The organism is Vibrio sabulosilitoris (assembly GCF_055391395.1).
Genome location: NZ_AP029599.1, coordinates 1,253,124 through 1,266,250, shown reverse-complemented (window position 1 = coordinate 1,266,250; position 13,127 = coordinate 1,253,124). Strand labels below are relative to the sequence as shown.

Sequence of the window (13,127 nt, the reverse complement as noted above, 5' to 3'; positions counted from 1 at the left end):
ATAGACAGAAACGACGCTATCGTGCCAAAACAGCAGGATATTTAGCTGTGTGTTTTAGAGTGATTTAGGAGTTGTCCACTTCCGCTGCCTATCATTCGGGCCATGATTGAAAAACAGAGTGATGAAAGCGGACAACGCACACAAATATAAATCAATACAGTTCCTTAGTCCAAGTACTTAACTTTAAACCAAGTAGCTATATCTCATCCTTTGGTAATTGATGAAACGACCATAGCAGCCGTATTGACACACAGCAAAGAGCTTGAGAAGATAGGGACGTATGATTTTTACTATTAGGAAAAAAAATGAAGTCCCTAATGACGGTGCAAGAAATCGCGACCAGTCTAGCCATTACTCCTCAATCTGCAAGAAAATTATGCAGTAGCGGAAAGATCATCGCGGAACAGGTTGGTAAGTCTTGGGTAGCGACAAAAGAAAGCTTCCAAACCTATGTATCTCAAAATGCATCGCTTGATCATGGCGCAACTATGCCCCGTGATTCAGATAAACCGATCGTTTTAAGCTTCTTCTCCGGAGCTATGGGACTTGATTTGGGAATAGAACAGGCAGGATTCCAATGCTTACTTGCATGTGAAGTCGACAAACACGCAAGGCAGACTATTCAACAGAACAAACACGATATGGCACTGATTGGTGATATCAGAAACTATGATGCCGAATCAATTATGACAAATGCCGGGTTGAAGCTAGGCGATAAGGTTGACCTTATCGTTGGAGGCCCGCCATGCCAAGCATTTAGTACAGCCGGAAAACGCAAGTCTTTCGAAGACGAACGGGGAAACGTATTTCTTAAATTCATAGATATTGCTATGGAGATCAAGCCTGAGTATTTTGTCATTGAAAATGTTAGAGGACTACTATCATCACCACTGAAGCACAGACCGCATAATCAAAGAACATCTGACGATGCTCCTTTAAGTGATGAAGAACAAAAAGGAGGTGCTTTGTCCCACATTATCAAAATACTTGAGAGCAATGGCTATGGCATAAGCTTCGAGCTTTACAATTCTGCAAACTTTGGGGTTCCGCAAGTAAGAGAGCGTGTAGTAATTATTTGCTCTAAAGATGGGCGAGAGGCCCCATTTCTGGAACCAACACATACTCAAAATAGTGAATATGATCTTCCTAAGTGGAGGACGTTCAAAGATGCTACTTCTTTGCTCAACAGTAACGAAGCGCATGAGCATGAGGATTTTCCTGAAAAGAGGCTAAAGTACTATCGTGTATTGAAATCTGGTCAAAATTGGAAGGCTCTACCTGAAAGTCTTCAAAAAGAGGCAATGGGCAAAGCATTCTATTCTGGCGGTGGTAAAAGTGGCTTTTTGAGAAGATTAGATTGGAACAAACCTGCCCCGACGATGGTAACAAGCCCAACAATGCCTGCTACTGACTTGGCTCACCCCGAAGAAGATCGGCCTTTATCTATTCAAGAGTATAGAGCTGTCCAACAGTTCCCCGAAGAATGGAAGTTATGTGGGAGCCTCAAAGAGCGTTATAAGCAAGTAGGAAATGCTGTTCCAGTTGGCTTGGGGTACGCTATTGGCAAACACATTACAAAGCTTCTCAACGGTGAAGACATCAAATGTTATCCTGACTTCTCTTATTCAAGATACAAAAACACATCTCACCATGAGTGGAAGCGTTCTTTTTTCAGATAATTCCAAATTGGCTGGATGACTGTAGTTAACATGGGACTCCAGCCAAGCACTTGCCTAAGGCCTAGCTAGACTAAGGTTGTATGCTAATGTAAAGTAAAGAGAATATTGAACTTCTTCTGGTGCCATATGGACAAAGACATAGAGCTAGATACCTTTATCGAAGAGGGTATCAAAACTTACCACGATACAATTCTTGACCGCTTACAAAAGCTAAAACTAGCGAAAATCCTCCAGCGAAAAAATCCTTACCTGTTTAGGGTAAAGAATCTAAACACTAGTCATGACCTAATAAAGTCCATTTTGGATGCTCACCTATCTTCTCAAGAAGAAGCGATTTTTGGTGGACTGTTGGAAGAGTTAGCGATTTTTATATGTGGTAGAACATATGGAGGCATTAAATCCTCAGCGGAAGGAATCGATTTAGAGTTTATCCATGAAGACGTGAGGTATATCATCTCTATAAAATCAGGGCCACACTGGGGAAATAGCTCTCAAATAGCTAAAATGAAAGATCATTTTAGAAAAGCTAAAAGGATTTTGGGAACTAATCAGGGTAAACCAATACCAGTAGTTGCTATTAATGGCTGCTGTTATGGTAAGGATAAGAAGCCTGAAAAAGAAGAGTATCATAAGCTTTGTGGTGAGAAGTTCTGGACTAAAATTTCAGGGGATAATGAGCTATATACAAAGATAATTGAACCACTGGGACATAAAGCTGAAGAAAGAAACAGCCGCTTTGATGACGAGTACGCAAAGGTTCTGAACAAGTTCACTATGGAGTTCACCCTCGAGTATTGCACTGAAGAGGGCGAAATAGATTGGGATAAGTTGTTAAGCTTTAACTCAGGTTATAATTAACAAGTTATCAGCCAATAATACATAAGCTAGATATATCTAGCTTATGTATTTATGTAAGTTGTAATCAGAAACTGAACCAACCAAATCTTTAGTGACGATTTTCATCATACTATCAACCTTCTGATTCACAACTAACTGTATATTATTTTTGTCTAGAGCAAATTCCTTCTCATTCTCTACTTCAGAATAAATAGACATCGAACATATTAATACTGTAGAAATTCTTTCCAAAACCAGAAATAACTCTGTCCTTTTTATAACATCTTTGCTTGAAATAATTCCACATTTCAAACATCTGATATAAAATTCTTCCTTAACCTTAAGATATAATTGATTACGATAATAATCGTTAATAGCGAACTCGGTAAAAGTCATATTTATTACAATAATACATTTCATAGATAAAAAAAGAAAGGGGCTTGGGGACTCCCCAACAAGATGGATAAATTTAAGCGAAGCAATTTGTCCTATCTTGAACCCAAGAAAATTATTGTTAATAGCCGACAATTTTTTGTACCATACAAATAAATGATTAAAAATTGGACGGTCGTTACTCAACCAGTAAGGAATGGAATTGATGGGTTAATTGCTAGAGAAAGGTATTTGACATCAAAAAGCCACCCGAATCACAAAAATACATCGTCAATAAAATCAATTGTCGGGAACAAAAGTACTGTACGATATATATCTCTACTAGGTGAAAGATACAAGTTAAACCAGAAGTTATCAGGGAAAAGAGGGCGGCACTTATCTTCATATGCCATGGAGTATTGCTTAACCCTTCCTAAAGGAATTAATGCTACTGATAGTCAGTGGCGAGAAATTATCAAATATTGTTGTAGATCCCTAGCTCGTTTCTGTAAATTAAATGATAAGGATCTAGTGCTCTTTGAAAGAAATATCAGAGCAGTTCTCCATAGGCAAGACCAAAGTATAAAATCAGGGACTGGAGATCATGTGCATTTAATAATTGGAAAAATACTTAATAGCTCGCAACCTAGTGTTTTGAAAGAACTACAAAAGAAAAAAGCAACTCAAATAATCAAATCTTCCTTTAACATTGCAGTTACTAAACATTTAGGAATTAGCTATAAAGACTACACCCCATCAGAGTTAAACAAGACTAATAAAATGGAAATTTGGAAGCATCATTTTTATAATAACAAAAAAGCCATCGATAGTTCAAAAACACTAGTAAAACTTCAAAAGCAAATAGACAAATGGTTCGAATCTTATAATGGTAGCAACACAAAACAAATGAACAGACAGTTCAATAGAATTAAAAAAAGTTACTTAGAACTTGTTGAAATCAACACATGCCCAGAGAATTTGGATCTATTAAATAGAAAAATATCAACTATAGAGACACTATCAAAAAAGAAGATTTCTTAGTAAAAATAACCTGCATAGCCTGCAAATTTTAGATATTGCAGGCTATGCAGGGTTTCAAGTTCTAATCTAACTGTTTAAAACCAAAAACTTCCTCAAAATTTTCAAACAAGAAAATCGTTTCCGACGCGATTTCTGTGATGCAACTTACATCGACCTGACCAACAGCCAATGGTAATATAAAACTAGTATGAATACGCATATTAATCTCATCTGAGTAATTCTTTTTTTCTTTATTTGTAAAATCAATATTACCCTCAATTTTACACCTTGCATTATTCCAGAATTTTTCTTGAATAGGATCAATCCCTCGATAGTCAAGGCTCCACTCACTAATAACCTTTAAACCTTTATTCTTAATACAATTCATTATGATACTTTTCCTTTATACAACACTTTGGGATTTACAATAAAACCTGTCTTAGGTTTTGTTATTTCTTTTATATAACCAGCACCTTCTAGCACTTTAAGAGCACGGTTCCGATCTTCTGACTTAGTCAAATTCTTCCAGCACTTTTGACTTAGAACATGTCGTGTGAAGCTTTTTCCTAATTGAGGTAATTTAGTAATTAAAGCACTTACGCTTTTATCCTCTTCATTGCTTACCATATGTAAGACTTTATTTGAGTGTGTTCTCAAGTACTGTAACCAGTCTAGTGCCATCTTCAAACTATCCGGGCTAACTTCGCCTAGTGGTGAGAACTCGCCACCACTATGGTTTTCAGCTTCTAATAAAATATGAAAAACTAACGCAAGTTTTGCCACCAAAGCTGGATATTTAGTTTCAATTGATTGCTGGTCGTGGGTAAGGCCTCCTAATTGTTTGTGAAATTCAATTGACCACTGATCCCAAAGCAATTGTGCCTTATTATCAAAACTGTATTTTTTTTCTTCAAAATCCCCTAGCTTTGCTAATAGGAGGAAGATATTATTAATTTTCTCTTTCGATTTAGTAGACGGCAATACATCAGTGTACGATGTAGTCTTATCGTTGGGGTATACCATCAACTGGAACCTCTCTAGTAGACCATCATCTGCTATACCTGATTTCCTATCTGCAATAATTGGTAGCAGCATCTTTGGTTGTATTCCGCCTAATATATTAATGTGCACGCAAGGTACGATGAGCTTTTCACGTCCTATTCGTTCCTGAGTGTATGGTGAGCCTGAAGCATTAAATCCTTCTAATAACAACGCACGCTCTTGCTCTCTACCTGCTTTTGTCATGGATGCAAACACTCCGGACAGTTCATCTCTATATAATAAAATGCCTAAAGGGTTACTTTGAAGCTTTTGTAATAATGCTTCAGGAGTAGCATCGGTTATAAGAACCTCTCTTTCTAAGAAATTATCTAACTCTAGCGAACTAAGCTCTATGCCTATCTGATTGACTTTACTTTCCTTCCCTTCAAGCACTGCCTTCTTCAAGGTTTTTTCAAGCTCTTGCTTTTTTAGCCTTACTACTTCATCTTTAAATTTTTGTCTTTTCAGACCTTCAATATTCTTCTTGTCAATATATTGTTTTTGGGCATTAATTATTGGTGATATCCCTTTGCTTAACATTGGAGTTTTATATTTAGAAGGTTCACCTATAATTACCCCCCACAAAGTAGGCTTTACTTCCCAAGACTTATCATTTTTCTTCGGTGTAATTATAGCGCTGCCTCCAATCAAACTTGCGGCAGCAACAACGGTAGACACAGCTAAGTAGTCTGGACTGGTATCGTTGACAGATTTTGACTGCTCGAAGACATACTCACCTAAAACATTGGGAAGCATTGCTATATCTAATTCGTCAGCTCTGAGGCTGTTATAAGAAAGTATATCTTGCACGTCATCCCAATTAACTTCTTCTACATTTTCATAGCTAGTATTTTTTTCAAGACTATCAATACCTCCTAATTGATTAGGTTTATCTTCAACTGTGTAAATATAATGCTCCTGCTCCACTTCCATTAAATTTTTCATCTCAACTTCATCATGATGTTCATTTATAACTCCAAGATTTAATTTTGAGTTATTTGTGTCTTTATTACTCTTATATGAAATACTCATATTTTCACTCGGAAAGTCTAAGGACTCTGATATTTTACAGTCCTTAGGCAGGTTTACTTTATTCCCATCGCCAGAAAATTTAACCTTTGCCTTATCAATGAAACTAGCTAGGATTGATTTCATATATTCCTCAAATTTTGGTTGTAACTATCCGAAAGCCGCTATCACTTGTATTGATATCTAAATATCTAAATTAACTTTCTTATAGTGTTACTTACTTTGTGTTTTATCCCAATATTGCCATAAACTCTCGGGAGCCTTTTAATTACTTTATGACTAATTTTATTTAAAATGTTTCTTTTTACTTTTAGGTGGTAGCTCTTTCCATACCGAGAGTATGTTTCACTTCTATATGAGTGCCCAGATATTTCCGCGGCTAACGCTTCATTAATTTCATATTTTTTCATTCTGTCTATAGCGTTATGCCTGAGAGAATGAAATGTATTTTCTCTACTATAACCTAGCTGCTTTTTTTCATGACTAAACCACTTAGATACAATGTCTCCATATCCATTTATTTCACTGTATCTAACGTCAGAAAACAGCTTACCTTGTCCTCTATCTTTTACAAAATCTAAAAAACCTAATCTAATAAGATTCGATGTTATTGGTAAATCTCGTATTGAACTGGGATTTTTAACTTTCTGATCTTCTGTATTACTACTTACAGATATAAACCATATTCCGTCTTCTTGTCTTATGTCACTGCAATTTAACTGTGCGATTTCCCCCTGTCTCATTGCCATTTCCAGTCCTATTATCGGAATCCAGTACTTAAATGAAGCTGACTGACTTTTCGAATTGAATATTCTCATTCCAAATATTTCACTAAGTTGTTCATTGGAGAAAATGTCCCTTTGTTTATTGGGCTTTTTCTTATTAGGTCTAACTTCAATTCCTAGAAAAATATCATTTTTCACATATCCAGAACTCATAGCCCATTTAAAAAATGCTTTGAATGCTCGAAAATAGTTATTAGCAGTTTCAATCGATATCCTCTCGTAGCCACCCTGTTCAGCCAACTTGATAATTTCTATCATTGAGATATTTTTGAATTCTGGTTTCGTTCCCGTGTATGGAGGCATTATATATATTGAACTGTAAACATGAATGGCATCTTCCCTAGTCCATCTATTTAAAGGTTTATCAACCATAGATAGAACCTTATAACTCATGTCACGGTAATCATTTATACTTTTTTTACTAACTCCTTTAGCTTTCCTATAAGTACAAAAACGCTCCATTATTTCGTCTACTTTTTTCTTCCTCAATTTTAGCCCCCGTCAAACAACTGCGGCCACCTTACCAACCCTTTAAAATAATGCAAACACACCCTCACCTGAGGGCGTAACATTAATGCAAACAACAAAACCATATGACAACATAATTGCAAGTATTTTTTACTTGCAACCTCGCCCGGCAACAACATAAAGGCATTCAAAGAGTCTTATAGCAAGCCTAAATTTGATTAAACCACACTCAGATGTAACTAAACTGTTATAGCCAATGTAGTCCACCTCTTATTACCATGATAATAATGTGTTTATTAAAAATAGTTGTTCGAATGCTTATTTTTTAGTCAACCGTTTAAATAAACGTCGTAGTTTGGCTTTTTGGACGACTTAGCAAATTCCAAAGGGGTTGCTTTGCGCTATGGGTTTTACACTCTAAGGAACAACTCTTGATGTAAAAACTCCAAGCCGCACAGCCATATCAATAGCAAGCAATCGATGCGTTTGAAGTTACGGTTACATTAGATGTTCTTCTAACGATGCTTTGGTAAACGATACTGAGGGGCTACGGGAGGTATAGGTGTGTTGGTAGGAGTGGTGCGAAAGCGACCTTTTCGCAAACTAGGTGACTCTATGTCTAGAGATAGACGAATTATATTGAGGGCTTTTTAGGTGCTACTTCAAGAACAACCTTGTTTCCACTGACTTAGGGAGTTGAACTGGCGTCCACATTTCCAAAGCTCCCGTGCCGTTAAGGATCTATTCGTTATATCTAAAATCTTCAAAAAAGTATTTGACGAACTAAGTGAACCTGCCTAGATTGTGGTACTAACCATAGAAAAACCATCAGATAAAATCACAATAAATCAGTAACTTAAACCAATGTAGGTGGCTCCCGCCAGCTCCACCAATTCTACATTTAAAGACGTCCTAGGGCGTCTTTTTTTGTGCCTACAGCAAAGTAAAATCAATAACTTAGCGTCTTTTGCGTCTTATAGTATCCCAGGGCTTCTTTGATCTTTAGGTACATCACAAGGTACACTGAATTTAAGAGTTCAATATGGTGTACCCACAATGGCAAAAACAACAACACGCCTTACCGACAAGGAAATCAAAGCATCAAAGCCAACCGATAAGGAATACAACCTTTTCGATGGCGAAGGGCTTCGCTTGCGCATCAAACCGAATGGTTCAAAGCACTGGATACTCAACTACTATCGGCCAACCAATCGCAAACGAGCTAACCTGAGTCTCGGCAAGTACCCTGACCTATCCTTGGCCAATGCTCGCAAGCTGACAATGGAAGCGAAAGAACTCCTAGCTCAAGGCATTGACCCTCAAGAAGAGCGAAAGCGCCACCAGCAAGAATTAAAAGCCGTTCATGAAGACACCTTCCTCAATGTGGCGACCAAGTGGTTTGAAATCAAAAAAGATGATGTCACTCCCGACTATGCAGTCGATATATGGCGCTCTCTTGAGTTACACATATTCCCTCACCTATCCGATGTACCTGTCCGTGAAATCAACGCTCCGCAAGTTATAGAGCTTCTCAAACCAATTGAAGCCAAAGGCAGCTTAGAGACCGTCAAACGTCTTGCTCAGCGCCTCAACGAAGTAATGAACTATGCGACCAACTGTGGGCTCGTGCAAGCCAACCCACTCACAGGTATCAAGGCTGCATTCAAAAAGCCCAAGAAAGAGAACATGGCTGCCCTAAAGCCTGCAGAGCTACCTGAGCTTATGGGAGCAATAGCCAATGCAAGCATAAAGCGCACGACACGCTGCTTGATAGAATGGCAACTTCATACAATGACACGCCCTAGTGAAGCCTCTGGAGCTCGCTGGGAAGAAATTGATTGGCATGAAAAGGTGTGGACTATCCCTGCCGAACGGATGAAAAAACGCAGAGAACACCGCGTACCGCTGACTGAACAAATGCTTGAACTGCTCGAAGTCATCAAACCGATAAGCGGCCACCGTGAGTTCATATTTCCTTCTGATCGGGACCCTAAGAAGCCATGTAATAGCCAAACAGCAAACATGGCCCTCAAACGTATGGGGTTTGCAGGTCGCTTAGTGAGTCATGGTCTTCGCTCGCTGGCAAGTACCACCCTCAACGAGCAGAGCTTTGATAAAGATATAATTGAAGCAGCTTTGGCACATGTTGACGACAATCAGGTTCGTAGTGCCTATAACCGTACCGACTATTTGGAACGTCGCCGCCCAATGATGATCTGGTGGAGTGAACACATTGATGAAGCAGCTACAGGAAAGCTATCGGTTACTAATACGCTAGCCTTAAAATCTGTTATCTAGTTTATGTAACGCCACCAACTTTATGTGACTTTACTGATCTAGGTATCTATTGACGATTAACGATATTTTTTTAACTTTAAAACTTCTATCACTGAGCTTACGTCCGACTTATGATATACAACTAGTTTATATTTAACTGCTTTTGTATTAAATAATGTCAATTAGCTTTCATGAAATTCCTCTAGCACCTTGGCCTGTACTAACAGAGGGTATACACAAACTAGACATACACGAATTTGGGGAAATTTTTGCCTTCAACCCTCATAGAAGAAAACAATTCAATGGATTAGTCCTAGCTATGAAGGCCTTAAAGCACGCTGGCTGTTCTAAGGTCTATATTGATGGTAGTTATGTTACGAAAAAACCAATACCAGGCGATTATGATGCATGTTGGGATGTTACAAATGTTAATCAATACAAATTGGAGCCCGTTTTCTTAGACTTTTCAAATGGAAGAGCATCTCAGAAAGCTAAGTATGAAGGGGAGTTTTTTCCTGCACAATTTCACGCTGACAACTTGGGAACCCCTTATATGGAGTTCTTTCAGCAAGAAAAGCACTCCGGCTTACGTAAAGGAATTGTATTGCTAGAACTCAACAGTGAATTCGATTGTTAGGGCGTGTTACATGATACTCAATGACATTGAACTAAAAATTTCAACACAAGCTCGAGCAAAACTAGTAGAGGCTTTAAACTCGCTAGCCACCGACTCATCGTGGGTGGGGGATTTGCAAAGACAGTCACTCCAAAATCAAATTCTTGACCTTGATGGCCAGGTTGAGAGCTATACCAGACTCATCAGTGGCGAACTAACCGAAGTATCAGAGCTGAACGTTAAAGCGCTTGCAAATTATCTAATCAAAGCTCGTATAGCAAAAGGTGTCAGCCAAAAAGAACTGGCTAACTTTTTAAACATTTCTGAAGCCAAATTCAAAGGTATCGAGTCTGGCAACTACTTTGGAGTCAGCTTATCGAGGGCCTTAAAAATCGCTGATCACTTGAATCTGGCCATTAGAAAAGTATTTGATGATTCGGGCCAAGTCATCTTTGACTTAGATGAAGCTGCTGAGATTCAATGGAACACTTTCCCTATAGATGAGATGAAAAAGCGTGGTTGGATATCAGAAGGAAGGAATGCTATCAAGGCGGCAGAATCCTTCATTAAAACGGCTTTTGGTCACGGGTTACAACCAGCACTTCACAGAAAGACAAGTTATTCAGGAAAAACGGCACATCAGGCTTCATTGTTAGCTTGGCAAGCAAAAGTTCTATCTAGTGCAGAGCAGGAGCTAGAAACTTCAGCAGTTCCCCCATTCGAATTCGATGACGGCTGGCTCACTGAGCTAGTTGCCCTGAGCACAGAGGATGAAGGCCCTTTGCAAGCTCGCACCCTCCTAAGAAGCAAAGGTATTCTTCTAGTTTATGAACCTCATTTAAAAGGAACATACCTGGATGGAGCAGCAATGTTATCTGAAAATGGCACTCCAATCATTGGTATCACTATAAGGCATGATAGATTAGACAATTTTTGGTTTGTATTGATGCATGAACTTGGGCATGTTTTTCTGCACTTAGCAAACTTTGGGAGTGATTTCGTTGATGAGAATGTAGGTGAAAATACAGATTCTATCGAAGAAGAAGCAGACCTCTTTGCGTTAAATGCTCTTATTCCACCTGAAACTTGGAAAACTGCAGTTTCAAGAGTAATGGTAACCGAACCAGCAATTTTGGGAGATGCCAAAAGAATGGGAGTGCACCCCGCAATTGTTGCCGGAAGATTAAGGAAAGAGCTAAAAGATTATACCAAGTTTAGTAACCTCGTCGGCTATGGAAAAGTGAGAGAGTGGTTTTAAATGATCGATGATAACCAGCATTCATATGTTAAATACCTTCCCGTCCTAAAGTGGAGACAAGGTGAGTATCAGGCTTTGTTGCGCCTGGATAAATCCATAAAAAAATTGCTTTACCCTTTGTTTGTCATTCCCCCTGTTGAATATGATTTTGAGGAACAAAAACCCAAAAAGACCGCAGAGGAGCACGTAGAAAAACTCGCTAGGCGTTACTGGGATAAATGGGGAGCCTTACCTTGTTTACTTGATATAGATCCGAGCCTCCACTTAGACAGTGTCAAGGATGGTAGGACAATACCTGAGTTTATTTTTGATGAGATCAGCTCAATCGGTGGCCATTTTTCCCCAGTGATTCACTTGGATTATGACGTTAGTTATATTCGTGCAGTAAAAAAAACCTACTGTGATCGCTCATATGGGATTGGTATTAGAGTCTCTCTAGATGAGCTAGCTGATCCGTCTAGTTACAACAAGATAGAACAATTGCTCATTCAAATTGGATGCAATAGCCATGAAGTGGACCTAATCGTTGATTTCAGGAAAGGAGCAAACTACAAACCAACTGAAGATGTTGTTTGTATGACATCAACCTTGCTTGGCGTTATCCCTAAAATTGCTACCTATCGCTCAATCTACGTTATTGGTACTTCACTTGAGCTAGAGATGGTAAAAAAACCTGGAGCAGAACAAGAACGCGATGATTGGGCATTTTACAAGCAATTACACTCCGCTTTAAAAGCAGATTTTCCTAACTTAGGTTTTGGAGACTACACTGTTGAAACACCAGATTTTACATCCTTAGACATGCGAATGATGAAACCGGCTGCAAAACTTGTGTATTCCTATGAAGACAAGTGGCTTGTCTATAAAGGTGGTTCATTCCGAGACAACCCTTCTCAAATGAAAACGCTATGCAATAGCTTAATATCCAGTCCCCATAATTATTTCTATGGCAAGAACTTCTCCCCGGGGGACAAGAAGATTTCAGACTGTTCTACAGGGGCCTGCGGCACTGGCAACCTAAGCACTTGGAAAGAGGCTAGTATCAGTCACCACCTGACATTAGTTGTGAGCCAGATCGCCAATTTGAACGGGTCTCAAAAGTTACCTTAATATTTCTGACCAATTCCTCAAGATTGATATGGCTAACTAGAACCTTATACAAATCAAGCCTTGTGCCGCGCCGGACACTGGATGGAACTCCAAGCTTTTCTAACAAAGCTTGAGTTTCTCCCTTCCATAGCAAGTGAGCGATGCTTATGGCCTCCACATTGGGGTTTTTTCTAGTATTTCTGATTGTTTTGAAGTGTATTCCTCCTTTCGCACCTTTTTCAGCAACAATAACCCCCACCCAATCAGGTGCTAGCTCCAAAATACCTTTCAAATGGTTTGGTGCAACTACCAGTGTAAGTTTTTGCATCGTTTTTAGGTAAGTGCTGAGCTGATCGTTAAATCGCGAAAGAGTATCTTTGGAGCTCTTAATTTCAAAGCCATGAATACACCCATTCACGACCGCTATATCAATTCTGCTAGATCCATGCATGAGACCTAACTCATCTATCACAAGTGTGTGTTTGTCCTCATGCTTTCGTTTGAGCTTTTTCTTGTGAAAGGCTTCTCTTATCTCCTGATCATTGGTTGCATACATACTTGCTTTATCTCAATTCAATGTGTTGATTGTCTCTGAGCATTATTCTACACCATATTCCTCAGCCCGGCTGACAGATACAGAAGAGATATTAAGACAC

At 38.8% G+C, this 13,127-nt stretch carries 11 protein-coding genes; 7 read left to right on the top strand and 4 right to left on the bottom strand.

Features of this window, described 5'->3' with window-relative positions; all coding sequences use genetic code 11:
• The first annotated feature begins 317 nt into the window (after positions 1 to 317).
• The 3 genes from ACZ5R2_RS05965 to ACZ5R2_RS05955 all read left to right on the top strand — a co-directional run bounded on the left by ACZ5R2_RS05965 (position 318) and on the right by ACZ5R2_RS05955 (position 3,929).
• On the top strand, positions 318 to 1,679 hold the full coding sequence (locus ACZ5R2_RS05965; RefSeq protein WP_464919427.1) for a DNA cytosine methyltransferase: 1,362 nt from the start codon (positions 318 to 320) through the stop codon (positions 1,677 to 1,679).
• Between the two features lie 126 nt (positions 1,680 to 1,805).
• Positions 1,806 to 2,537: a PmeII family type II restriction endonuclease gene (locus tag ACZ5R2_RS05960; RefSeq protein ID WP_464901437.1), complete on the top strand. Its 732-nt coding sequence runs from the start codon at positions 1,806 to 1,808 to the stop codon at positions 2,535 to 2,537.
• 528 nt (positions 2,538 to 3,065) lie between these two features.
• Positions 3,066 to 3,929, top strand: a complete 864-nt coding sequence (locus tag ACZ5R2_RS05955) for a hypothetical protein (protein WP_464901436.1) — start codon at positions 3,066 to 3,068, stop codon at positions 3,927 to 3,929.
• A gap of 61 nt (positions 3,930 to 3,990) precedes the next feature.
• Here the strand turns inward: ACZ5R2_RS05955 and ACZ5R2_RS05950 are convergent, their stop codons facing one another.
• The 3 genes from ACZ5R2_RS05950 to ACZ5R2_RS05940 all read right to left on the bottom strand — a co-directional run bounded on the left by ACZ5R2_RS05950 (position 3,991) and on the right by ACZ5R2_RS05940 (position 7,252).
• Positions 3,991 to 4,296: a hypothetical protein gene (locus ACZ5R2_RS05950; RefSeq protein WP_464901435.1), complete on the bottom strand. Its 306-nt coding sequence runs from the start codon at positions 4,294 to 4,296 to the stop codon at positions 3,991 to 3,993.
• Positions 4,296 to 6,104, bottom strand: a complete 1,809-nt coding sequence (locus ACZ5R2_RS05945; protein ID WP_464901434.1) for a DUF3987 domain-containing protein — start codon at positions 6,102 to 6,104, stop codon at positions 4,296 to 4,298. The genes ACZ5R2_RS05950 and ACZ5R2_RS05945 overlap by 1 nt, the downstream gene beginning before the upstream one ends.
• A gap of 65 nt (positions 6,105 to 6,169) precedes the next feature.
• A complete protein-coding gene (locus ACZ5R2_RS05940) occupies positions 6,170 to 7,252 on the bottom strand; it encodes a site-specific integrase (RefSeq protein ID WP_464901433.1) in 1,083 nt (360 codons plus the stop codon).
• 1,035 nt (positions 7,253 to 8,287) lie between these two features.
• Between ACZ5R2_RS05940 and ACZ5R2_RS05935 the strand changes: the two genes are divergently transcribed.
• The 4 genes from ACZ5R2_RS05935 to ACZ5R2_RS05920 all read left to right on the top strand — a co-directional run bounded on the left by ACZ5R2_RS05935 (position 8,288) and on the right by ACZ5R2_RS05920 (position 12,492).
• Entirely contained in the window at positions 8,288 to 9,529 is a 1,242-nt protein-coding gene (locus ACZ5R2_RS05935) for an integrase domain-containing protein (RefSeq protein WP_464901432.1), read from the top strand.
• Between the two features lie 154 nt (positions 9,530 to 9,683).
• A complete protein-coding gene (locus ACZ5R2_RS05930; protein WP_464901431.1) occupies positions 9,684 to 10,145 on the top strand; it encodes a DUF6932 family protein in 462 nt (153 codons plus the stop codon).
• Positions 10,146 to 10,155: 10 nt separating this feature from the next.
• Complete coding sequence (locus tag ACZ5R2_RS05925) at positions 10,156 to 11,382, top strand: ImmA/IrrE family metallo-endopeptidase (protein ID WP_464901430.1); 1,227 nt, start codon at positions 10,156 to 10,158, stop codon at positions 11,380 to 11,382.
• Complete coding sequence (locus ACZ5R2_RS05920; RefSeq protein WP_464901429.1) at positions 11,383 to 12,492, top strand: beta family protein; 1,110 nt, start codon at positions 11,383 to 11,385, stop codon at positions 12,490 to 12,492.
• Here ACZ5R2_RS05920 and ACZ5R2_RS05915 read toward each other — a convergent pair.
• Positions 12,425 to 13,027, bottom strand: a complete 603-nt coding sequence (locus tag ACZ5R2_RS05915; protein WP_464901428.1) for a sce7726 family protein — start codon at positions 13,025 to 13,027, stop codon at positions 12,425 to 12,427. The genes ACZ5R2_RS05920 and ACZ5R2_RS05915 overlap by 68 nt on opposite strands.
• Between the last annotated feature and the right edge of the window lie 100 nt (positions 13,028 to 13,127).